Genomic DNA, 22,533 nt, shown 5'->3' with positions numbered 1-22,533 from the left:
AACTTAGGCGCCATTCAAATGGAAAGCAGTTCAATGTTATTTAATGAAGTCGCGTACGCTAATTTTTGTAGGGGCAGGGTGACCGTTTGCGCGAGCTAATATGTAGCTGACTGCCTAAGGGACTGTGATGGTCTTACATGACTGAAACCTTCAATATTCGATGAGGAGGATAGCCACTATTTATTTGGCCGCCCATAGGTTATAAATTGCACAAAGTTAACCTGCTGTTTATGCCCAATAGCTGCTATAGTACAGCCTTCGAATCAGAGCTGGCCTTTGCTTAAGAGCCTGGTTAGCCTCCGAGCTTTACCTCTATTTAAATACCGAGAATTTCATGCCGTTTACCTCACTTGGCCTTTCAGAGCCAATTTGCCGCGCTTTGAGCGATCTTGGCTATAGCAAACCGACTAGCATTCAAACACGAGCGATACCGGTGGTATTGCAAGGTGAGGATGTAATTGCCACGGCGCAAACCGGTACGGGTAAAACGGCGAGTTTTGTATTGCCGCTATTAGAAGCTTTTCAAGCCAAAGAGCCGATGCGTGGAAAGCGGGTGCGCTGTCTAATACTGAGCCCCACTCGTGAGCTGGCCGAGCAGCTACATAAAAACATCCAGCAGTATGCTCGCTATTGCGATCAAAGCAGCATGGTGATGGTAGGTGGTGTGGATTCAGGCCCGCAAAAAGAGGCCCTAATTAAAGGCGTGGACTTTTTGGTGGCCACTCCTGGGCGCTTGATCGACCTGCTGCATCAACGTGCGCTGTATCTGGATGAGCTTGAAGCATTGGTGATCGACGAAGCCGATAAGATGTTGGATATGGGCTTTATCGATGACATTAATAGAATCATCGAACGCACGCCAGAAGACCGACAGAGTTTGCTGTTTTCGGCCACCATGCCACCGCCTGTGCGCCAGTTGGCCAAATCGACGATGTACCGGCCCAAGGATATCAGTATTGATGCCCAGCATCGCGGTGCCGACACGGTAGAGCAATGGTTGGTCGCTGTTGATAAAGATACCAAGTCGACATTGCTAAGCCATCTGATTAAAGAAAACGATTGGCAGCAGGGTTTAATTTTTATCGAAACGAAACATGGCGCGGCCAAGCTAGCTGAGCAATTGGGTAAACGTGGTATTGAGGCCGAAGCTTTTCATAGTGGTAAAAGCCAAGCCTCTCGTGAACGTGCCTTAGAAGAGTTTAAAGCTGGCAAGCTGCCATTTTTAATCGCCACCGGTATTGCTGCACGCGGTTTGGACATCGAAGCTCTACCTAGAGTGATCAATTACGACCTACCTTTTGATAGTGATGAGTTCATCCATAGAATCGGCCGTACAGGACGAGCAGGGGCCAAGGGTGAGGCCGTTAGCTTATTGTCACTAGATGATTTTAAAAACTTATGCGCTATCGAAAGCCGTTTAGGACACATTATCGAGCGTCGTGAAATAGAAGGCTTCACGCCTCGAAAAGAAGTGCCAATTTCGATACTCAATTATCAGCCGAAAAATAAACCCAAGGCTAAACCCAAAAAAGATCGTGCCGGTAAACAGGGCGCTGATTTCAAACCCGCTAGTAAGGGGCGAAATAAAAGCAGCCAAAATGCATGGTCTAAAAGCTCATCTACTGAAACGTCTCATCAAGGTGAGCCGAGCTCTAGAACATATGATTCTAAAAAACCTAAATCTAAAAAGCCATTTAACCCTTGGCTAAAGTAGTGATTATTCGGCTCTTAGTTGGGGGGGCGAATTAAGTTTGCCCCTAGCATAAGGCCTTGTTAAGCTAAATTCATAACTTGCAGCACAATGGCGAAGCCCTGTGTTTAAAAGGATGTAAGCAAAACTATGGATTATTTTGCACCGCTTTCACGACGCATAAAGGCCCTGATGATTGATGGCCTGTTGATAGCTTTTTGGTTGTTTCTGGCTATTTTTGTAATCTCCAAGTTGGGTATCAATAACAGCAAATTGGAATCTTTATTGATACTTTTTGTTGTTGCCTCGATAGAGCCGTTGCTGCTAAGTCTGACAGGCTCGACAGTTGGTCAGCATCTCTGTGGAATTCGCGTCCGTCGTATTGATAGTGATAAGAAGTTAAATATCTTTCTGAGTACTATTCGAACCTTATTAAAGCTTCCTTTGGGCATTCTTTCATTGGCAACGGTTTCTGCTAGTAAGCGTCACCAAGGTGTTCATGATTTTATCTGTCGTAGTATTGTGGTGCATAAGAGCCCTGAAAGCGCTCCTGTTACTGAGCGATTAAAAGCGCGCGTAAAGGATACAGATAATTACCGCTACCCATCAGTCATTCGTAGGGTTTTCATTATATTTCTGTACCTACTAATTAGCATTGTTGCGGTTGCCATATTGTCGGCGCTACTAATGTCAGAATCTTGCTTTGAAGGCTATAGCTGCAGTGATATCGATGGCGTAATCAATATTGGCCTTAGTGTATTGTTTTACATTAGTGTGTTTGTGATTATTGCACTTGCTTGGCAGGCCCGATTGTGGGGGTGCAGAAAGCGTGCTTTAAAAACAGAAGAAGGTTCCAGTTAGCACTCTTAGTCCTGTTGTCTTGTATGGGTTGTATGTCTCGAAAGAGGGGCTTGGTAGCCACAAAATTTCACTTTTAGCCCTATCAGCTTCCTGGCTATCTGATTAAGCTTGTAAATCTGAGTCTACGCCTAACGGAGCTTAATGATGACCCACTTAAAAACCCTGTTTTATGTATTGCTTCTTGCCTGCTTTACCTCTTTTCAGTTCGCCAATGCTGATGATAGCAAACAATCCCAAAAAGCCATTTTGATAACAGGGGCTAGCTCTGGTATAGGGCTTAGCATGACCAAATTGTTATCCCAAAACGGTTTTTACATTTATGCTGGGGTGTTGCATAAAGAAGAGATGGCAGCACTAGATAAGCTGGAAAACGTTAAGGCCGTTCAGTTTGATGTGCGTAATCAAGCGCAAATTGATGCCGCTGTAAAAGTCGTGGAGGGCGAAGGTAAGGGCCTATATGGTTTGATTAATAATGCCGGCGTTTCGATTTTCGGTCCAATGTTGGAGCTGCCCGTAGAGCAGGTAAAGTATCAGATGGATGTTAATGTTTACGGGCCAATGCGTGTAAGCCAGGCCTTTGCCCCATTAATTATGCAAAGCAAAGGGCGTATTGCTACCACAGGCTCTATAGCGGGTATTCTGTCACCTCAGTTTATGGGAGCGTACAGCATGAGTAAGCACGCCATCGAAGCTTACACCGATGCCTTTGCCCAAGAGATGGCGGGCTTTGGCGTTAGTGTGCATGTGATCGAGCCCGGTAATTACGGCACTAACATTGGTAATGCTGCAAAAAAACGCCTGCTCGATATGGACTACTGGCCAGCGACTACGCGTTATGGCAAAGCGCGCAGCCATTTGTTAGGACGTTTAGATCAAACCGAAAAAGGTCCGGATCCAATTGATGTTGCCGAGGCGGCCTTACAACTTATGCAATCAGAAAATCCAAAGATTCGCTATATGGTAACGGCTACGCCCGCGCAAGCCGAGATTACTCTTAGGCGTCAGCTTAGCAAAATGCTTGAGCTAAACGCTCAGCAAAAACATGAATTGTCTCGCGACCAGTTAATTAAGTTGTTGGATGAAGAATTAGGCAAAAACCAGAAAAAGTAACTGGCTGAATAGCTGCTTGGCGGTACATATGCCGCCAAGCATTTTCCGCCAACCATTATTGGAGCTGCAAATTAACTAGAAAAGCACTTATTAATCCAGGTACCAATATCCTGAATTTGCTCCATCACCACCTGATGCTCCATGGGGTAGGTCTTCCACTCAATGGAGTAATCATATTTTTTCAAAGTCTCTACTGCGTGCTCGCCTAAATCTAAAGTTACCACCGGATCATGGGTGCCATGACTGGCAAAAAAAGGTGTTTGTAGATTAGCGTCGCTGCGCTCTTGCTCGAGCTGATCGGTAAAAACCATATAGGTTGACATTGTCAGTACGCCGGCAAGCTTATGTTGAGTGCGTAAGGCTGTGTAGTAGCTGATAACGCCGCCTTGGGAGAAGCCGGCAAGAATTATGTTTTCTGCTGGAATTCCTTGAGCAATTTGCTCATCGATTAGTTTCTCCACCAAAGCGTAAGATTCTTCAATACCTTGGCGATCTTGTCTTCCTTCGATGGTCATGCCTTTAATGTCATACCAGCCAGGCATTTGCATGCCACCATTAATGGTAATAGGGCGGTTGGGCGCTTGGGGAAAGACAAAGCGTATGGTTGGGCTGTCATTTAAGCCCAAATGAGGGACTACCGGGGGGAAATCATTGCAAGAGGCGTCAAGGCCATGTAGCCATATAATAGCGTGAGTAGCGGCTCCATTGCCGTGAGTTAGTTCAATTGACATAAGGTATACCTGCTGCCTGTCACCCCGAAATGGGTTGAGTGTATTCAATAAAAGTTGGTAGTAAATGATACAGGGTGCGGCAGGAGTTTCCCACTTCATGGCCTATGTTTTTACGCTTGATGTTTGAGACTAACAAAGTGCTAGCTCTGCTTTTTGCATATGACAGGTAAACAACAATACAACTGCAGAGGTCTATAAGCCATCTAAAGCTAATATAGCGATTTGAAAGCGGTTCCACTTTCAGATGATGACTTCCTTAAACGCCAAACAAAACGGTCACTGCGTCCACGTATTTGTGGGGCAAAAACGGAATCAGTGCGCGGGTCGTCTGGGTTGGAAAGTATGTCACTTGTCGAATGTAAAACAAAACCCGCTTGAACTAGCTCAGTCATAACTAAGCTGTCGTGTATTCTATGTAGGCTTCTGGTTACTTGATCCCTATCTTTTGGATGTGCATGGTGATCAATAACCAATAAACTGCCGCCTGGCTTGAGTAATTTGAACAGACGGCGGTTCATTTCCTGCCTATCTTCACCAGTCCAGTATGTATCATGGTAGTAGAGCACCATCCAAATTTGGTCGACTTTTTCAGGAAGTTGAATATGATCCAATTGTTGAACCGAATATTGAACGTTTTCACGAAAATCGAGCTTTTGATAATCTGAAAAAAAGTGTTTGATTCGAGGTAAATGCTGGAATGCTCTAGCCGGATCTACAGAATAAACGGTGCCTTTATCGCCGACAACCCTTGATAACAATGCCGTGTAATAGCCTTCTCCAGGAGTGATCTCTAGTATTTTATCATTGGGCTTTACGGTAGAGAACAGCAAGATATCTAATGGCTTTCTATGCGAATCTCTCGCCTTTGCTGTCGCGAGACGAGTAGAGTCATTGACAGCCGCATGCACGGATTCATATACCGTAGTATCGATAACGGTATAGTCAGCGCTGCTAGCATAGCTGTGTACGCTAGCGTGCCCGATAACAAGTAATACGATAATGGTAAATTTGAACATGGTGATCTCCTGTTCTGAGGATATGTATGGGGCCGCAGCAGTAAGTGGGAGAAGCGCTGTGTATCGGCTTCCCCTTGTAGCGATGATCTAATCTCCTAACGCTGAGGCTCGGACTGAAAAGGAGAGTTTTGATCTAAAGAGTGGCTGGGTTCTAAATTATTCTTCTCAATGGAGTTTGTGTGTTCATAAAGTCGCCCAAGCATAGAGCCTAGCGTAGCCCAGCAAGCGGCAATTGCTGCGGCAATACATGAAATGGCAGCCAACCCAAGGCCTATGCCATCGCTTAACAGAGCAAAAATAGAACCACTGACAGCATCGCCTCCACGATAAATGACTACATCGATTACCGGTTTAGCTTTTATTCGCTCCTCGTAACTGACCTCGGTGAATAACATTTCACGAGCAGGCCTAGTTATAGAGTAATTCCCGACACGCCGCGCAACTTGAACTGCGAGAAGAATCGTCACCCAGGGAGCGAGGGCTAATAGCAGCATGCTTAGAAACATAAGAACTGGAATGCTACTAAGAGTTCGACCCATCCCCAAATATTTAATCATCCGGCTAGTGAGAGCAAAGGCGAAGACAAAGGTCAATAAATTTACGACCCAATCTATTCCGCCTAGTATTTGGGTGCGTTGTACCCGGCTAAATTCCGCTAAAATGTTCTTCTGTTGAAAGTACATAAATGAATTTAGAAACACATACAGCAATATAAAAGCAGCAATATAGAGAAGGTAGCGATTGCTGAAGACATCGGAAAAGCCCTTCCACCAGGTGCCTCCAGCCACGCGATTTATATCGGTAGGTGGAGTGGATTCTTCAGAGTTATTATTGCCTTGAATTAAATATAGGGCAAAAGGGATGGCCAGTATCAATGTCAATGCAGCGAGCAGCATTAATTTATCCAAGCCGATAATCGCACTGAAAAACAGCGGGATTGTAGGCCCAAGAATTGCTCCAGCACTGGCTCCTGCACTGATAAATGGGAAGAGCCGTTTACTCTGACTTTTTGTGAATATAGTACTCAAGAAGCTCCAAAATACCGAGAGGTTCAAAAGACTGAATACGGTCACCCAAAGATAGAAGCCCTTCTCTAGTAGCACCGGGTCTTCCAGGCGCGGGGAAAACACATAGAATAGTGCGAAACTTGCAGAAAAAAACACATAGATAATAGGGGCTAGGTGTTTTAATTTCATGCGAGAAGCCGCTACTCCGTATAGTGCGATCACTCCAGTCGCCAGAAAAAACTGAATATTCCACAGCATGCTAAGTTCGGAGTCGCTCCAATCGCTGGCCATGGCGTCGCGAACTGGGCGTAGTATGAAGTATGATGCCATCAACATCAGTGCCATTAAAAATGCCGCTAATGCTGGCTTTTGTTCGTGTGGCCTCATGAGTGTTAGTGAATAGATGTTCTTCTTGATAGAGTTCATTTTCTAGCCTTTGCCATCAGCTCTCTTAGCATCTCAACAAGGGACTCGTCATTTAAGCTGAATTCATGATCTTGGTTGAGTTCAATGACTTTTTGCAAAGAACGCTTGATTGCTAGGTTTGCCTCTCGTTGGTTTGGGGTAACCATATAGCGCAGCTTAGTTTTGTCGGCACTCATAAAATTCAGTACCGCGTTGGCTACGGGAGTTGGCTCGGCGTGATGTGATCTGTCTGAAATTACGAAGGAAGCTAACTTTTCAATTTCTTTTTGATACTGGGTTGGTCTCTGTCCTTGGCGAATAGAGTGCAGTCGCTTTTCCATGTTTTTCATGATGTTTGAGCGAAAGTTTCCGGGCTCTACAATACTCACTTTTACTTCGAACTTTTCCATTTCCGCAGCAAGCGCCTCGGTGTAAGCCTCCATTGAATGTTTGCTCATGCTGTATGGGCCGAATAACCTTCCTGAGAATAGTCCCGAAATAGAACCGATGGTGGTTATTCGGCCTCGGCTTTTGATTATCAGCGGCGCAAAAGCTTTATTGACCTTGTAAGGCCCCATGACATTGACATCATTTATAAACTGCATATCCTCTTCAGAGACTTCTATCAGCGGATCGTAGATAAAAACACCTGCATTATTGACTAGCCCGAATAGGCCTCGCCCTTCTTTTTCAATCAGTTTTACTGCAGAGCTTATGTCGCTATCTTTAGTGACATCCAGCCTTACCCCTTGCATATTAGGTAATTGGCTTAGAGCGGTGATGTCTTTTTGTTTTCGGGCTCCGGCATAAACAAAGTAGCCCTCTTCGGCAAGTGTATGTGCTATTTGCTTTCCGATTCCTGAGGAGGCTCCGGTGACCAGTATGGCTCGTGTCGAATTGCTTTTGCCAGCCTCTTGGGCGAATACTATGGCGCTAGCACCGCTTAAAAGGATAAGGCTTAAAAGAGTTAAAATACGAATACAGTGTGGCATGGCTATCTCCAATAAGGTAAGTAAAGACAGATCATAAATGCCTTGCTACTCGGCGGTGAGTTTGTAGACGAAACCAAGCCTAGTCTCGCTCAACAGTGACTGAGGCCGCCGCTGGGGCCTTATCGACTTGTTTGCGGGGTTTATCGACGCAACCCCCATACTCGGCGACAAGTCGTGCCAGTTGGTCTTAAATTGGTTATAGTTCTGCTTTATATTTCAAGTCCGGTTTTTATAGTGCATAGATCTTCAGATCAATCTCGAAAACGATCCTTATTAATCGCGTTTTGGTCGGTTGTCTTCTTGGTGAACCTAGGGCCAGAATGGCAGCGTTACTCCTCGATTCGTGAGGGGGTTGAGGTCGCCGGCTTAGCGACCGTATTACAATGGTTTGTCGCTTTGGTGGCGCTGAAGTTATTGCTACCTCGATTACTCGATAAAAACCGAAAGCTTGCTTTTGTAGTTTCTATAATTGCTACAATGTTTTTGGCTTCTGAAATCTACATTTTGGTGAGTTATCTATATCTCGAAAGCAACTACCCAGATACCTACGGGGCCTTTTATTTGGCTAATTTGGCTGATCTTTCTATTTGGCAGAGATTGGGCCTCTCAGGAATGATCAAATATATAATACTTGGTAAATGGCCAATGTTATTGTTTCCCTCTGCCTTGTTAATTTCTGTGAGTTTTTACGAGAGACAAAAACATATATTGGAATTACGAGAGCAAAAGCAGGTGGCGGAGCTGCGTGCCTTGAAAGGCCAGCTCAATCCGCATTTTATTTTTAATACTCTGAACAATATATACGCCTTGGCCTTGTGTCGATCGGAGCAAACGGCTACAGCAGTGGAGAGGCTGTCGGGGATTTTGGATTATGTTTTGCATAATGCGCATGATAAAAGCGTATTACTGGACAAGGAGATTCAGATGATCAACGACTATATTGCTCTTGAAAAGCTACGTTTTGGTGATCGAGTAAATGTTTCCTTTAAACATAATGTGGATGGCCTCACGGCTGTTGCCCCTTTGCTTTTTCTGACGCTCGTAGAAAATGCATTTAAACATGGTGTTAGTCAGGAGTTAAAGCAATCTAAAATCGATATTATCCTAAACGCTGACAGAGAAAAGGTCTGCTTTAGTATAAGTAATTCAAAACCCAAGGTTTTCAAGTCGACTGAAAGTAGCCCTTCTATAGGGCTGAAAAATATGATGAAACAGCTCGAATTACTGTACCCAGTCCGCCATAGTTTACAAATACAGGAAACAGAAAATAACTACAGTGTCGATTTAACTATTCAGTGGGATGATGGATCACGATGAATGATTGCTATAGCTGTTTAATTGTTGATGACGAGTCGCTGGGTAGAGATCTAATTGAAACTCACTTACAGAGATTTCCGAAATTTAGTATTGCTGCCAAGTGTTCTAGTGCAATTGAGGCCAGTCAAGTACTAAGTGAGCAATCCGTTGATCTTATGTTTCTGGATATTGAAATGCCGGTCCTCAAAGGCACCGAGTTTTATTCAAGCCTGTCTCGCAATAGGCCCAGTGTTATTTTTACGACTGCGCATAGGGATTATGCGCTGGATGGATTTGAGCTTGATGCAGTAGACTATCTGTTGAAACCCATCACGTTCACGCGATTCTTTAAATCCATAGAGCGGTTTTTAGCACAACAAGATGTTGTTGCATCGGGCCGAGAAAAGCTCGAAGGGCATCTCTTTGTACGTTGCGATCGGAAAGATGTTAGGGTTAGTTTTTCTGATATTCTGTTTGTAAAGGGCTTAAAAGATTACATCGAAATTGTGACGCCGATAAGAAAATACTTGGTTAAAAGTACTTTGTCGTCATTTTTAGACAGGCTGCCCGTTTCATTTATTCAAATCCATCGTTCGTATATAGTGAATTCAGATCATATAACGGCCTTTACCAAACATGATGTGGAAGTTGGCGAAGAAGAGATCCCAATCGGTAAGGCATTTCAGGGTGACTTGAAGCGTATACTCTAACAGCTTATCGCTGCAGCCCATTAAGAGATGAAAGAGATGTAAGGGATGTAAGGGATGTAAGGGATGTAAGGGATGAGGGCGACATTAAAGGTACGTTACTAAAGATCTCTGGGGGCGGAAATCCTATTTGCCGATAATGGCTGCGGTATGGGCAAGAAATTTCTGACCAAGGTGTTCGTGCTGTCTTATGGCTCCAGTTAGGCCGCTTTGCCGTTAGCATTTCCATGCGTCAGTGGTTCTCTAGCGTCAATAAATCTACCTGACTAAACTGGAGAACCGTTAATATTGCCATATTGAGCAATTGACATATGGAAGCATTAAGTCGCTTATTTGTACTTACATAGCACTAAAACCGCCATCCATTAATAGGGCATGGCCAGTCATATAGGTATTGGCAGGGTCGCAGGCGAAGAGCATACCGCGCACAATCTCCTCTGGCTGAGCATGGCGTTTCAAGCACGTGTCAGCACCGATACGCTTAATAGCGGTATCTCGATCTTTAACACCCTCTAATGCTCGATCGAACATATTGGTTTCGGTAACACCTGGGCAAATCGCATTTACACGAATATTAAAGCGGCCATATTCCACAGCGGCCGATTTACTCATCCCAATAACAGCGTGCTTACTTGCGGTATAAGCACTACCAGCGGCAAAGCCGTTTAAGCCCGCAATGGAAGACACATTCAAAATTGCACCAGATTGCTGTTTCAACATGGCCTTAACTTGATGCTTCATGCCTAAAAATACACCTCGCACATTGATATTCATCATGCGCTCAAAGTCTTCTAAAGGCATATCTATCAACGGCGTTCCTTCAGGGTCCAAGCCCGCATTATTAATAGCAACATCCAGCTTGCCAAAGGTAGCAACAGTTTGGCTGACAAAGCCCTCTACTTGGCTCTCTGAGGTGACATCGCAGCTTTGATAAAAGACCTCGCTACCTTGCGATTGCAGCTGTTCAGCAAGCTCTTTTAGCAAAGTTTCATTGATATCGCTCAAAGCTAACTTTGCCCCAGCTGCTGCAAACTGATTTGCAGCCTCACGTCCAAGGCCTCCGCTGGCGCCAGTGATAAGAACAACTTGATTTAGAAACTGTGACATTAATAACCCCCAAGAAAAGATCCAAGTTCTGCTTTTATTCTATCGTTGTGAGTCGATCAAGCTAGGGGAGATTGTTACCAATAAAATGGTGTAAATGAACAGCCAAGAGATAGGTTGGGTTGCTTAGCGGGGAGATCGACCATAAACAAACGGCGCTTTCTAATAAACTAAATTGCTTTGCTAGTTTTATCATTGGTGTTTTCCAGACTAATTCATACAGTTCTTCCCTTGTCAGAGTTTGTGTGACTTTCACCGCTAATTACTCCTAGATCTCGCTCTCTATTCTGCCTGCTCAGTGGCTTGTATATGCGCACAATAAGTGGTTCTATACGCTCTCTATTTTTACAGTAAACGGTGGAAATACAGAAATGGCGTCTTCCCTGGTCTCATGGATAGAGCCGGCAGATTTGTCAGCATCAGAGGGGACTCTAGAAACAGGCCAATTCGGGCCTATTGCTAGTGCTCTTGATCAGCCTGAGTTTGGTCAAGTAGAGCCTGATCAAATAGAGCTTGATAAAATAAAAAGTGATCAAATAGTCCTCATTTATGATCGCAGCGCTGCCAAAGTCTTCGCAGCGTGGCTTAAAAAACATACCGTTCGATCCTTGTATTTACACCGGGTAAAACTGTCATCCTCAAGGCATTTTCCAGATGTTAAACAGCCAATGCTAAATAAATAAGCATCATGGCAATGAATGCATGGCAATGAATGCATAGAAATGAATGCATAGAAATGAATGCATAGTAACCTAAGAATTATGGAGACCAGTCGTTAAATGGCTAAAAAAGCAACAAAAGCAGTAAAGAGCTTTGAAGAATCCCTCTGGGATAGTGCCAATAAGCTGCGTGGCAGCGTTGAATCCTCCGAGTATAAGCACATCGTACTCAGTCTGATCTTCCTCAAGTTCATCAGTGACAAATTCGAAGAGCAACGCCAAAAGCTAATTGATGATGGCAAAGAGCCCTTTATTGATATGGTGGAGTTTTATACCCAAGACAATGTCTTCTACCTGCCAGAAGAGGCCCGTTGGTCTGCGGTGATAAAGCAAGCCAAACAAGACGATATTGCCCTCAAGATTGATACCGCCCTGCATACGGTTGATAAAAACAACAAAGCTCTGGCCGGCGCACTGCCCGATAACTACTTCTCCCGCCTGGGGCTTGAGGCCAATAAGCTGGCTGCGTTGCTCGATACTATTAATAATATTGATACCCTTGCCAACGAATGCCATATGAGTGAGGAAGATCTGGTCGGCCGGGTGTACGAATACTTCCTGGGTAAGTTTGCCGCCAGCGAGGGTAAAGGTGGGGGAGAGTTCTATACGCCGAAGTCAGTCGTAAGCCTTCTAGCTGAAATGCTCGAGCCCTTCGAAGGTAAAATCTACGATCCCTGCTGTGGCTCGGGCGGCATGTTTGTGCAATCCATCAAGTTTGTGAACAGCCACAACGGCAACCAGAAGAATATTTCTATTTACGGCCAGGAATACACCAGCACCACCTACAAGCTGGCGAAGATGAACCTGGCCATTCGCGGTATTAACGGCAACCTGGGTGATGTTGCGGGCGATAGCTTCTTTAAAGACCAGCACCCAGACCTAAAAGCCGATTACATTATGGCCAATCCGCCCTTTAACCAAAAGCAGTGGCGTGCCGATAGCGAACTCACCGACGACCCGCGCTGGAGCGGCTACACCGTACCGCCCACGGGCAATGCCAACTACGCCTGGATTCTGCATATGCTCAGCAAACTTAGCGAGAGCGGCACCGCGGGTTTTGTGCTGGCCAACGGCTCTATGAGCTCCAATACCTCCGGCGAGGGCACCATTCGCAAAGAGATCATTGAAAACGATCACGTCGATTGCATGATCGCTCTGCCGGGCCAGCTGTTCTACACCACGCAAATTCCGGTGTGCCTGTGGTTCCTCACCAAAAATAAAAAGGCCGACAGCAAACGTGGCTACCGTGATCGCCAAGGCGAAACCCTATTTATCGACGCCCGCCAAATGGGCCAGATGGCCAGCCGTATTCACAAAGAGCTGACCACAGAAGACATCGCCAAAATTGCCCAGACTTACCACGCATGGCGCGATGCGCAGGATAGCGCGAGTGCCGGAAACGCAGGAGCAGTTTCCGGCCGGGGAGAGCCATACGAAGATGTCGCGGGCTATTCAAAGTCTGCTTCATTGGAAGACATCAAAAAGAACGATTACGTCCTCACCCCTGGGCGCTATGTGGGTGCCGCCGAGATTGAGGATGATGGCGTGCCTTTTGAGGTGAAGATGAAAGAGCTTAGCCAAAGGCTCTATGTGCAGATGGAAGAGGCCAAAACCTTAGATGATGCAATTCGTAAGAATCTGGAGGTTTTGGGTTATGGGAAATGAGTGGCCAAAAATTACTTTTGGTGAGCTCTATTCAGTTCCATCAAGGAATGGACTCACAAAACCGAAAAAAATACGCGGTGAAGGTTTCAAGTTCATCAATATGGGGGAGATATTTGCCTTCGACCGTATGCTTAACATTCCATGTGACAGAGTGCCATTAAGCGATAAGGAAAAGTCGAGCTCTTTGGTTGAGTCTGGCGACTTACTTTTCGCTAGGCAGTCGCTGACATTGGATGGTGCGGGAAAATGCTCAATATTCTTAGGTGACGATGAGCCCGTAGCTTTTGAGTCACATTTGATAAGAGTTAGATTGAACCATGAGCTAATCGACCCGCAATTTGCCTACTACTTTTTTAACAGTCCCCTTGGCAAAGGAGAAATGTGGACGATTGTAGAGCAGGGTGCTGGACAGGCCGGCATTAGGGGGTCGGATCTAATGAATCTAAATATTCCGTGCCCAGGTCTTAATGATCAAAAGCGGACAGTGGAGATTTTGAGTTCTTTAGATAACAAAATCCAACTAAACCGCCAAACCAACCAAACCCTAGAAAAAATGGCCCAAGCGCTATTTAAAAGCTGGTTTGTGGATTTTGATCCGGTGATCGATAACGCACTGGAGGCGGGCAACCCCATTCCGCCCGAACTTGAGGCGAGGGCGAAACAAAGAGCTGAAGTGCTCGCCCAGGCACAAACAGAGGCCGGCAAGCTTTCTCAAGAGAACGCGAACACCGGCGAAGGCGACAACAACCCGCTCGCCTACCTAAGCCCAGAAATCCGAAAACTGTTTCCTAGTGAGTTTGAGGAAGCTGAAGGGGCGGGCTGGGTGCCTAAGGGGTGGAAAGCGGGGGATTTAAGTTTTATTGCAACTGCGCTCGGTGGTTTTGCTTTCAAAAGTAAAGATTTTTTAGATGAAGGCAAGGCTGTGATAAAGATAAAAAATATTAACGCAAGTAGAGGTGTTGATATTTACGATGTAAATAGAGTGTCGGATGAAGTCGCTTCGGCAGCGGGCGGATTCTTGCTCTCAGATGGTGACCTAGTTATGGCGATGACTGGTGCAACAGTTGGAAAGTTTGGTGTAATCGTCTCTGAGGATGGGGAGAGCTACTACCTTAACCAACGGGTTTGTAAGTTAAGCGCTAGGTCTAAGGGTGGAAATGCTTTTTTATATTCAGCTCTCAATAACCCAGGAATTGAAGAGGCAGTTGTTAGTTCTGCTCAAGGAAGTGCGCAGCCAAATATTAGTGCTTCAGGTATTTTATCAATATCGATGGTTGTCCCGCCTGAGAATCTTATCGAAATGTTTAATTTTGAGCTTTCTTCTTTATATCAGAAGCGCATTAATCTAACGAGGCAAAATTATAAGCTCGCCAATCTCCGCGACACTCTCCTCCCCAAACTAATCTCAGGCGAACTACGGCTCCCATCAACAGCCAATACCGAACCATCCTTAAAGGCCACCACCCCATGATCGACCTTCACGCCAGCAAAGCACTGTTTGCGAAATTGCCCGTGGATGATCAGGGGCGTTTGCCGATACAGCAGGCCAGCCACTACATAGTGCAGCGCGAGGTTCCACTAGCGGTGAACCCCCTCAGTGGCTGGCAGGCCCACTTGTTTACCTTGCAGCGCCGTCAGTGTGTGTTGTGGGTACACGGGGCGACGCGCTTCCCCTTGTTTATGTCCTGCCTGAGCAAAGCGGATTTTAAAGATTTACAGTGGCGGTTTGTCGATACCTTGATGAACACTTTACTTAAAGCCGGTGCGAGTGACTGGCAGATGCAAACCGCTGACGCCTTGTTGCAACCTTTACAGATCGACAGCGTCTGCGACCGCTCGATGCAAGCCACCATTAATCGTATGAAAGGCGATATAGAGCATTCGCTCTACTATCACGAATCGAAGGTCGCCGATCTGTCGTCTTACCGCACCGGCGCATGGCTGGCCGATCGCCCCACCAAGGTAAAAGGGCAAAAAGATTATCTGTGGCCGCAACAAGAAATGTTGGCCTTATTGGATAAAGCGGCATCGAGCCTGCTGGACTGTGGTAGCTTGCCGCCGACTGAAACTGAGGCCGAGAGTGAGGTGATAGACGATAATGTGGTGTCACTCAGTGCCTATCGCGAGGAGCGCAAACCGTGACCCTTGGAGGGCACGCCAGTACAATTTGGAAGCAGGGTGAATTAGAGGTAGCCCAGTGTGTAGGTTTTATCAGAGGGGCCTTTGGTAGAGGTGTTTTGTAGGCGTTTTACGCATTTGCGTTATTAATATTGGCCACCGTTTTACAGGGATAAAAATGGAATGATCAAGTTTACTGAAGCACAGCTGGAATCGGCGATTATTGAATTGTTGGCCGTGCAGGGCTATCCCCACGCCAGTGGAGAGTCCTTACAGCTGAAACCGGGCGAAGTGCTGATTAAGGAAGACCTACGCGCTTATCTGCGAGCGCAATATCAAAGCGACGATATTAGCGAGTCTGAAATAGACGGCATTATCAAACAGCTTGAGTTGTTACCGGCGAGTGATCTTTACGACAGCAATAAGCAGTTTTGCAAGTGGCTCAGTGATGGCTTCATCCTGAAGCGGGAGCCCTCAGCCGATAAAGAGCAGCACAGCCAAAAGGACATTTATATTCAGCTGATCGATTACTCCGACCTAGCTATGGTTCAGCATTTGGTCGTTGATGAAACGGTTGAAGAGCACGAGCACGCAGCAACGCTCTGTGTGGCTGAGCAAGCTGGCCGTTATTCTGTTGGCAGTGCAGCGGCTACTGAGAACCTGGCCAGTGACTCTATAGACAGCAATAATATCTTTAAGGTGGTGAATCAGCTCACCATTGAAGGAGTAGAGCAAGATCGCATCCCCGATGGCATTCTCTATATCAATGGCCTGCCGTTGGTGGTGTTTGAGTTTAAAAGTGCTATTCGCGAAGAGAGTGCCAATATCGAACACGCCCATACCCAGTTAACGGTTCGCTACCGTCGCGATATTCCCCAGTTGTTTGTCTATAACGCCTTTTGCGTAATTAGTGATGGCGTTAATAACAAGATGGGCACGGTGTTTGCGCCTTACGAGTTCTACTATGGCTGGCGTAAAATTACGGGTAATGAGTCGATTGATAAGGACGGTATCGACTCGCTGCATACTATGTTGCAGGGCCTGTTTGATCAGCGCCGCTTACGTGAAGTGATTCGACACTTTATTTATTTTCCTGATAAATCCCACGAAGAAGTAAAAATTATCTGCCGTTATCCACAGTATTACGCGGCTAATAAATTGTTTGAAAGTATCAAGCAGCATCAGAAACGCCCGGATGGTGAAGGCGGCTTTGTTGGCGACGGCAAGGGCGGTACTTATTTTGGTGCTACTGGCTGCGGTAAGAGCTTTACCATGCAATTTCTTGCTCGCCTGCTGATGAAAAGTGTGGAGTTTGAAAGCCCCACCATTGTATTGATTACCGATCGCACCGATTTGGATGATCAGCTCAGTAAGCAGTTCACCAATGCCAAGAGCTATATTGGTGACCAGATTGTGGAAAGCGTCGAGTCACGGGCCGATCTTCGGGCCAAGCTCCAAGGCCGCCAAAGTGGGGGGGTATTCCTCACCACTATTCACAAATTTACCGAAGACGCCGAGCTACTGACTGATCGCTGCAATGTGATTTGTATCAGTGATGAGGCCCACCGCAGCCAGATCAATCTCGACCAGAAAGTGACGGTGATTGACGAAGGCCCTAATAAAGGCGTGAAGAAGAGCTACGGCTTTGCAAAGTATCTCCATGATTCGCTGCCCAATGCCACCTATGTTGGCTTTACTGGCACACCGATTGATGCCACCTTAGATGTGTTTGGTCAGGTGGTGGATAGCTACACCATGAGCGAGTCGGTAAAGGATGAGATTACCGTTCGTATTGTGTACGAAGGCCGGGCAGCTCGTGTGGTATTGGAGAATGCCAAGCTTAAAGAAATTGAAGAGTATTACGATCAATGCGAGAAGGATGGCGCCAACGAGTACCAGATAGAAGAGAGCAAGAAGGCCATGGCCAATATGGGGGTGATCCTAGGTGATCCCGACCGTATTCGGGCGCTCGCTAAAGACTTTGTAGAGCATTACGAGGCCAGAACGGAAGAAGGCGCTACGGTGGCGGCTAAGGCGATGTTCGTCAGTAGCTCGCGCCACATTGCCTATGCTTTTTATCAAGAATTGAGAGAGCTGCGCCCAGGGTGGTTTGAGGTCAAAGCCTGCGTAGAAGGTGAAGAGCTCACCGAGCAAGAGCAAAAGGATATTAAACCGAGCGAGCGAGTTCGCTTGGTGATGACCCGCGGCAAGGATGACCCGAAAGAACTCTGGGATTTATTGGGCACTAAAGACGACCGTAAAGAGTTGGATCGCCAGTTTAAAAAGGCCAAGTCCAACTTCAAAATCGCCATTGTGGTGGATATGTGGCTCACCGGTTTTGATGTGCCATTCCTCGATACCATTTACATCGATAAGCCGGTGGCTAAGCACAATCTGGTTCAAACTATCTCCCGTGTAAACCGCAAGTTTTCCGGAAAGTCTAAGGGCTTGGTGGTGGATTACATCGGTATTAAAAAGGCCATGAATCAGGCGATGGCTAAATACTCCAAGACCAGTACAACCGATTTTGAAGATGTTCTGGCCTCTTTGGTAGAGGTCCGTAACCACTTGGATCTATTGCGTCAGCTATTCCATAAATTCGACAGCAGCGATTATTTTAGCGGCGAACCAGTAGCACAGCTTAACTGCTTGAACAATGCGGCCGAGTTTGCGATGTCCGTGGGTAAGCTGGAAAAGCGATTTATGGGCCTGACCAAGCGCCTCAAGGCAGCTTATGATATTTGTTGCGGCAGTGAGGAGCTAAAACAAGCTGAAAAAGATCACGTTCACTTCTACCTAGCCGTGCGCTCCATCGTTTATAAACTAACCCGAGGCAATGCGCCAGATACCGCACAGATGAACGCTAAGGTGAAAGACATGATCGCTGAGGCGCTGAAAAGCGATGGGGTTGATGAAATTTTTAAAATGGGCGAGGGTAATGAAGGCGCTATCGATATCTTCGACGATGACTATCTGGCCAAAATCGACAAGATCAAACTGCCCAACACCAAGATTGAGCTACTCAAACAGCTATTGGCTAGAGCCATTAGCGAGATGAGCAAGACCAATAAGATGCAAGGCGTGGATTTTAGTAAGAAGTTTAAGACCTTGGTAGAGAAGTACAACGAGCGTAAAGAAGACGATGTGCTGGTGGGTGAAGTATTGGATGACTTCGCCACTGAGATCGTCGACCTCTATAGTGAACTGCGCGAAGAGATGAGCTCGTTCGAGGATATGGGTATCGACTTCGAAGAAAAAGCCTTCTACGATATCCTCAAGTCCCTAGCCGTTAAATATGATTTTACTTATCCAGAAGGCAAATTGGTCGAGCTGGCTAAAGAAGTCAAAGAAGTGGTGGATGATAAAGCTCAATACCCCGATTGGAATAATAAGGCAGACATTAAGGCCTCACTGAAGGTAGACCTGATTATGTTACTGCATAAATATGGTTATCCGCCAGTCGCCAATGATGATGCCTATAAAGAGATCTTTGAGCAAGCGGAAAATTTCAAGAAAAATAGGTTGGCAGTGCCTCAATAATTAATATCCGGATTTAAATATGTCAGAAGAAAATATTGATAAAGATGTAGAAGGATTGGATGAACAACCATCTGAGTCGTGGGGCGATTATCCGCTAGATACAGTGTTTGTTAGAAAGGATGCGCGAACCGTTGGTGACGTGGTTAATAGAATTAAGAAGGGGCGCTATAAACTGGATCCTGAATTTCAGCGGGATTTTGTTTGGTCCCCGTTGCAGCAGGCTAGACTTATTGAGTCCAGCCTTATGCGTATACCTCTTCCCGTGCTCTATGTCGCAGAGGATACTGATGGAAAGATTATAGTTGTTGATGGTTTGCAGAGGTTGACAACGTTCTTTAAGTATTTAGAGGATGAGTTCTCATTAAAAAATATCGGAAGTAATGATCCTGATTCCTTGATAAGAAATAAGAAGTTTTCAGAGCTTCCAATACACCTGCAGGAGCGAATCGAAGATACCCAGTTGACCCTTTATATTTTAGATTCTAAAGCACCAGAAAGAGCCAGGCTGGATATCTTTGAGAGAGTGAATAGCGGTGTACCACTGACTAGGCAGCAAATGAGAAATTGCCTTTATTCGGGGCCAGCTACTAGATGGCTTAAGAAGGCATCTGAGGATGAGTCTTTTCTGCATGCAACAGGAGGGTCATTGAAGTCTAAGTCAATGAGGGATCGAGAGGTTATTAATCGCTTTTGTGCATTTTATATACTTGGGAGTGAGGGTTATAAGGGGGACATGGAAGAGTACCTCGCTGAAGCGTTGTCTACGATGAATCGTATGAGCGCTGAAGATTTGGGAAGAGTTTTTGAGGAGTTTAAAAATGCTATGGATTTGAGTGCAACTCTATTTGGCAAGCATTCATTTAGGAAGTCGCTTGCTAAAAGGAATGGGGATAATTCTAAATCAGTTTTAAATATATCCTTGTTTGATGCGTTGGCGGTTTCTCTTTCAAAGAATTACTCCAAACTTACTGGGATAGCCAAAGGCGACCTGGTGGGTCGTGTGGCTACCCTGTTGAGCTATGACACCTTTATGGACTCTATCTCACTGTCGACGAACAACTCCAATAAAGTTAGATGTCGACATGATTTGCTTGAAATGGTGCTAGGCAAACACTTAGAGTCTGATGTGTCTCAGATTGTTTTCTATGACACACTAAAAACCCTTCTTCCTGTTTATAGGCTGGATTTTGAAGCGCATAGATTATTTATCTTATCAGGTGCGGTAAATGGCGCGTATAGGGAAGTTTCAAAATATACTGATTGGAGTAAAAGGGATGATCTGAGATCTGAGTTTCAGTCTAAATGTATTGTGTTGTTAAACAACGAAGGGGCTTCTGAATCTCAAGTCAAGATGGTTGCTGCTTCTTTGTTTAGTGAGGCCAAGTCTATAAGTTAATTCTTATTGGTTGTCGAATATTTCAATGGAGGTGTTTTGTGTTAGATGGATTGATGGTTGAAAATTTTAAGTGTTTGAAGAGGCAGTTTGTCCCTTTGTCTCCTTTGACATTGCTGACAGGATTCAATGCTGCTGGAAAATCCACGGCTATTCAATCTGTTTTGCTTGGGAGCCAAATGGCGAGGACGGGGTCCGGCTGTACAGGTGTCCCTCTGAACGGGGATTTGGTGAAATTAGGCTCGGTAGGAGACGTTCTCTGTCAGTTTGCTGATGAGAGAGAAGTTCGATTTGAGTATAGCGCTGCATGTTCAAAGTCTCGTGTAAAGCTCGACGCATCTGAGCGATCTAAAACTTCATTGTTAGTTAAGCCCGGAAGCTCTTTGCAGGAAGATAGTACTATCAATTCTATTTTAAGAAACGTGATCAATATTAGTGCTACTCGTATCGGAACACTTGATGTTTTCCCCTCTCCAGAGAATCTCGAACCTGTGTTTGCAGATGTAGGTGAAAGTGGACAATTTGCTCCATGGTGGTTTGATCAGCACTCTGATGAAGATGTTTGCAAAGAAAAGGCTCACCCTAGTGAAAAAGCTCTTATTCTGAGGCGTCAGTTCAGCGCTTGGGCCAATGAAATTTTTCCAGGTAGTGAGGCAAATACAGTAAATATTGAGAGGACACCACTTGTTAGACTAGAACTTAGAACTGGGCTGCAAGACCAATGGAAGCGGCCAGCTAATATCGGATATGGATTGACCTATGCGTTTCCGATATTGGTAGCTGGACTGCTAGCAAAAAAGGGTCAAATATTAATCATAGATAGTCCGGAAGCTCACCTGCACCCACGTGGCCAATCAAAAATAGGTTTCTTTTTAGGGGCTATGGCTGCAGCAGGCGTTCAAGTCTTAATCGAAACTCATAGTGATCACGTATTGAATGGTGTCAGGTTGGCTGTGGCCAAAAATGTAGTTCCTAAAGGTGATGTTTCAATTCATTTTTTCTCGTCCTCGTCAGATGATTTTGATCCCTCAGCTGTGGTTACCTCGCCAATAATAGACAGTGAAGGTAATCTTAGTGAATGGCCTGAAGGTTTTTTTGATCAATCAGATAAGGATCTTGCTGCATTGAGTGGGTGGGGGTAAGCAAGCAATATGGAATGGATTCTAAATGATCTATCGTTAAGTCATCAGTTTGATAATGTTGATGACTTTGTTGAAAAAATGTCGGTTTTCTTAAAAGCTAAGACTAGTGATAGCTTGCTGAATAAAAACGTACTTTGTCCACGGCAACTAGGTTCGGTTGAAGTGTTCGAAGGGCTTACATTTTCTCATGTAGTGTTGAATTTGGTGTCAAGGAATCTGCGGGCTCAGATCTTAAGCTGGGTTAATAAAAATGGTCCGTTTTGGTCTGATAATAGAGTTGATAATCCGGATGACTATTTTGAATATGGTTCTTTAGATGTCACTGATCAGGGGTTGGGGGAGTGCGCTAGAAGGGAAATAGCGGAGTTGGATGTGACTTCATTCAGCTTCGATGGAGACTACAGCAAAAGCCCTCTTGTTATTCGTCATGGATTGGAAGAGGCGTCTCTAGGGCATTATGATATAGAAAATATTTGGGGAATTGATAGCCTAGTTGTTGCAGCAAAGGAGTCATTGCCCAAACCTCGTAACTGGGATGAGGCTATTGATCGTGTGAAAGAGCAGTGTCCTCATATTAAGCTTTCGGGTCTTGTTAATGAGCAAATGTCACCTGTACCATTTAGTATTGGTAATTTTGAGAGTATTTGTGAGCGCTTTCGAATCTTGAGGGAATATCTAGATAGTAGAGATGCTAGTGGCAATCATACTGAAGCCACAAATGTTATTCTTAGAAATTTCTTTCAGGGCGATAAGGCGTGGTTCTCAGGTAGTTCAGCTGATGAATGCAGAACTTTTTCTGAAAAACTGAGTTTTATTGACTTATATGATGGAGAGAAGAAGTTATTTCCGTTTCATGGGAAGATAAAGACGCCTCAACTAAGGATTCATTTCGAGTGGCCAGTTCCTGCCGATAGGTCGGAAATACAAGTAGTTTACATAGGCCCTAAAATTACTAAGCGTTAGATGAGTTCCCGAGGCTAGCTATAAAGCCGGGCTATTTCTCCGGCTTTATAGCAACTATTTACAAACTTTATTCG

The 22,533-nt window shown here is 45.3% G+C and carries 18 protein-coding genes; 13 read left to right on the top strand and 5 right to left on the bottom strand.

Annotated features, from left to right (window positions below; translation table 11 throughout):
• Nucleotides 1–334: 334 nt before the first annotated feature.
• From Q1A08_RS15950 to Q1A08_RS15940, 3 genes are all read left to right on the top strand, one after another.
• The gene (locus Q1A08_RS15950; RefSeq protein ID WP_299774702.1) at nucleotides 335–1,714 is read left to right on the top strand and encodes a DEAD/DEAH box helicase; all 1,380 of its coding nucleotides are present in this window, start codon (nucleotides 335–337) and stop codon (nucleotides 1,712–1,714) included.
• Nucleotides 1,715–1,840: 126 nt separating this feature from the next.
• Nucleotides 1,841–2,551 carry an RDD family protein gene (locus tag Q1A08_RS15945; RefSeq protein ID WP_299774700.1) on the top strand — a complete coding sequence of 237 codons (711 nt, stop codon included), beginning with the start codon at nucleotides 1,841–1,843 and terminating at the stop codon, nucleotides 2,549–2,551.
• Between the two features lie 141 nt (nucleotides 2,552–2,692).
• Nucleotides 2,693–3,661, top strand: coding sequence for an SDR family oxidoreductase (locus Q1A08_RS15940; RefSeq protein WP_299774698.1), 969 nt, complete (start codon nucleotides 2,693–2,695; stop codon nucleotides 3,659–3,661).
• 71 nt (nucleotides 3,662–3,732) lie between these two features.
• Here Q1A08_RS15940 and Q1A08_RS15935 read toward each other — a convergent pair whose 3' ends face one another.
• The 4 genes from Q1A08_RS15935 to Q1A08_RS15920 all read right to left on the bottom strand — a co-directional run bounded on the left by Q1A08_RS15935 (nucleotide 3,733) and on the right by Q1A08_RS15920 (nucleotide 7,812).
• Nucleotides 3,733–4,392 carry a dienelactone hydrolase family protein gene (locus Q1A08_RS15935; protein ID WP_299774696.1) on the bottom strand — a complete coding sequence of 220 codons (660 nt, stop codon included), beginning with the start codon at nucleotides 4,390–4,392 and terminating at the stop codon, nucleotides 3,733–3,735.
• A 209-nt stretch (nucleotides 4,393–4,601) separates the two neighbouring features.
• On the bottom strand, nucleotides 4,602–5,408 hold the full coding sequence (locus tag Q1A08_RS15930) for a methyltransferase domain-containing protein (protein ID WP_299774694.1): 807 nt from the start codon (nucleotides 5,406–5,408) through the stop codon (nucleotides 4,602–4,604).
• Nucleotides 5,409–5,503: 95 nt separating this feature from the next.
• Nucleotides 5,504–6,841, bottom strand: a complete 1,338-nt coding sequence (locus Q1A08_RS15925) for an MFS transporter (protein WP_299774693.1) — start codon at nucleotides 6,839–6,841, stop codon at nucleotides 5,504–5,506.
• Nucleotides 6,838–7,812, bottom strand: a complete 975-nt coding sequence (locus tag Q1A08_RS15920) for an SDR family NAD(P)-dependent oxidoreductase (RefSeq protein ID WP_299774691.1) — start codon at nucleotides 7,810–7,812, stop codon at nucleotides 6,838–6,840. The genes Q1A08_RS15925 and Q1A08_RS15920 overlap by 4 nt, the downstream gene beginning before the upstream one ends.
• Before the next feature lie 234 nt (nucleotides 7,813–8,046).
• On the opposite strand from Q1A08_RS15920, the gene Q1A08_RS15915 reads away from it, so the two are divergent.
• Both Q1A08_RS15915 and Q1A08_RS15910 read left to right on the top strand, forming a co-directional pair.
• Nucleotides 8,047–9,129 carry a histidine kinase gene (locus Q1A08_RS15915; RefSeq protein ID WP_299774689.1) on the top strand — a complete coding sequence of 361 codons (1,083 nt, stop codon included), beginning with the start codon at nucleotides 8,047–8,049 and terminating at the stop codon, nucleotides 9,127–9,129.
• The gene (locus tag Q1A08_RS15910; protein WP_299774687.1) at nucleotides 9,126–9,818 is read left to right on the top strand and encodes a response regulator transcription factor; all 693 of its coding nucleotides are present in this window, start codon (nucleotides 9,126–9,128) and stop codon (nucleotides 9,816–9,818) included. The genes Q1A08_RS15915 and Q1A08_RS15910 overlap by 4 nt, the downstream gene beginning before the upstream one ends.
• A gap of 336 nt (nucleotides 9,819–10,154) precedes the next feature.
• On the opposite strand, the gene Q1A08_RS15905 is transcribed toward Q1A08_RS15910, so the two are convergent.
• Nucleotides 10,155–10,922, bottom strand: a complete 768-nt coding sequence (locus Q1A08_RS15905; RefSeq protein ID WP_299774685.1) for a glucose 1-dehydrogenase — start codon at nucleotides 10,920–10,922, stop codon at nucleotides 10,155–10,157.
• 368 nt (nucleotides 10,923–11,290) lie between these two features.
• On the opposite strand from Q1A08_RS15905, the gene Q1A08_RS15900 reads away from it, so the two are divergent.
• The 8 genes from Q1A08_RS15900 to Q1A08_RS15865 all read left to right on the top strand — a co-directional run bounded on the left by Q1A08_RS15900 (nucleotide 11,291) and on the right by Q1A08_RS15865 (nucleotide 22,459).
• Complete coding sequence (locus Q1A08_RS15900; RefSeq protein ID WP_299774684.1) at nucleotides 11,291–11,602, top strand: hypothetical protein; 312 nt, start codon at nucleotides 11,291–11,293, stop codon at nucleotides 11,600–11,602.
• Nucleotides 11,603–11,698: 96 nt separating this feature from the next.
• Nucleotides 11,699–13,303 carry a class I SAM-dependent DNA methyltransferase gene (locus Q1A08_RS15895; protein WP_299774682.1) on the top strand — a complete coding sequence of 535 codons (1,605 nt, stop codon included), beginning with the start codon at nucleotides 11,699–11,701 and terminating at the stop codon, nucleotides 13,301–13,303.
• Nucleotides 13,257–14,774, top strand: a complete 1,518-nt coding sequence (locus tag Q1A08_RS15890; RefSeq protein WP_363323544.1) for a restriction endonuclease subunit S — start codon at nucleotides 13,257–13,259, stop codon at nucleotides 14,772–14,774. Before Q1A08_RS15895 ends, Q1A08_RS15890 begins: the two co-directional genes overlap by 47 nt.
• Entirely contained in the window at nucleotides 14,771–15,445 is a 675-nt protein-coding gene (locus Q1A08_RS15885; protein ID WP_299774678.1) for a hypothetical protein, read from the top strand. Before Q1A08_RS15890 ends, Q1A08_RS15885 begins: the two co-directional genes overlap by 4 nt.
• Before the next feature lie 159 nt (nucleotides 15,446–15,604).
• Complete coding sequence (locus Q1A08_RS15880; protein WP_299774677.1) at nucleotides 15,605–18,961, top strand: HsdR family type I site-specific deoxyribonuclease; 3,357 nt, start codon at nucleotides 15,605–15,607, stop codon at nucleotides 18,959–18,961.
• Between the two features lie 19 nt (nucleotides 18,962–18,980).
• On the top strand, nucleotides 18,981–20,357 hold the full coding sequence (locus Q1A08_RS15875; RefSeq protein ID WP_299774675.1) for a DUF262 domain-containing protein: 1,377 nt from the start codon (nucleotides 18,981–18,983) through the stop codon (nucleotides 20,355–20,357).
• Between the two features lie 38 nt (nucleotides 20,358–20,395).
• On the top strand, nucleotides 20,396–21,496 hold the full coding sequence (locus Q1A08_RS15870; protein WP_299774673.1) for a DUF3696 domain-containing protein: 1,101 nt from the start codon (nucleotides 20,396–20,398) through the stop codon (nucleotides 21,494–21,496).
• A 9-nt stretch (nucleotides 21,497–21,505) separates the two neighbouring features.
• Complete coding sequence (locus tag Q1A08_RS15865) at nucleotides 21,506–22,459, top strand: hypothetical protein (protein WP_299774671.1); 954 nt, start codon at nucleotides 21,506–21,508, stop codon at nucleotides 22,457–22,459.
• Nucleotides 22,460–22,533: the final 74 nt, after the last annotated feature.

Origin of the sequence: uncultured Pseudoteredinibacter sp. (assembly GCF_947500695.1) — a bacterium.
GTDB lineage: Bacteria > Pseudomonadota > Gammaproteobacteria > Pseudomonadales > Cellvibrionaceae > Pseudoteredinibacter.
Note: the sequence above shows the minus strand (reverse complement) of the source record. Positions and strands in the feature narration are given on the sequence as shown.

Coding starts and splice junctions, on each gene's coding strand:
- Q1A08_RS15875 (WP_299774675.1), top strand. CDS start 18,981: ATGTCAGAAGAAAATATTGATAAAGATGTAGAAGGATTGGATGAACAA.
- Q1A08_RS15940 (WP_299774698.1), top strand. CDS start 2,693: ATGATGACCCACTTAAAAACCCTGTTTTATGTATTGCTTCTTGCCTGC.
- Q1A08_RS15895 (WP_299774682.1), top strand. CDS start 11,699: ATGGCTAAAAAAGCAACAAAAGCAGTAAAGAGCTTTGAAGAATCCCTC.
- Q1A08_RS15925 (WP_299774693.1), bottom strand. CDS start 6,841: ATGAACTCTATCAAGAAGAACATCTATTCACTAACACTCATGAGGCCA.
- Q1A08_RS15885 (WP_299774678.1), top strand. CDS start 14,771: ATGATCGACCTTCACGCCAGCAAAGCACTGTTTGCGAAATTGCCCGTG.
- Q1A08_RS15900 (WP_299774684.1), top strand. CDS start 11,291: ATGGCGTCTTCCCTGGTCTCATGGATAGAGCCGGCAGATTTGTCAGCA.
- Q1A08_RS15920 (WP_299774691.1), bottom strand. CDS start 7,812: ATGCCACACTGTATTCGTATTTTAACTCTTTTAAGCCTTATCCTTTTA.
- Q1A08_RS15945 (WP_299774700.1), top strand. CDS start 1,841: ATGGATTATTTTGCACCGCTTTCACGACGCATAAAGGCCCTGATGATT.
- Q1A08_RS15905 (WP_299774685.1), bottom strand. CDS start 10,922: ATGTCACAGTTTCTAAATCAAGTTGTTCTTATCACTGGCGCCAGCGGA.
- Q1A08_RS15950 (WP_299774702.1), top strand. CDS start 335: ATGCCGTTTACCTCACTTGGCCTTTCAGAGCCAATTTGCCGCGCTTTG.
- Q1A08_RS15865 (WP_299774671.1), top strand. CDS start 21,506: ATGGAATGGATTCTAAATGATCTATCGTTAAGTCATCAGTTTGATAAT.
- Q1A08_RS15935 (WP_299774696.1), bottom strand. CDS start 4,392: ATGTCAATTGAACTAACTCACGGCAATGGAGCCGCTACTCACGCTATT.
- Q1A08_RS15880 (WP_299774677.1), top strand. CDS start 15,605: ATGATCAAGTTTACTGAAGCACAGCTGGAATCGGCGATTATTGAATTG.
- Q1A08_RS15910 (WP_299774687.1), top strand. CDS start 9,126: ATGAATGATTGCTATAGCTGTTTAATTGTTGATGACGAGTCGCTGGGT.
- Q1A08_RS15930 (WP_299774694.1), bottom strand. CDS start 5,408: ATGTTCAAATTTACCATTATCGTATTACTTGTTATCGGGCACGCTAGC.
- Q1A08_RS15890 (WP_363323544.1), top strand. CDS start 13,257: ATGATGCAATTCGTAAGAATCTGGAGGTTTTGGGTTATGGGAAATGAG.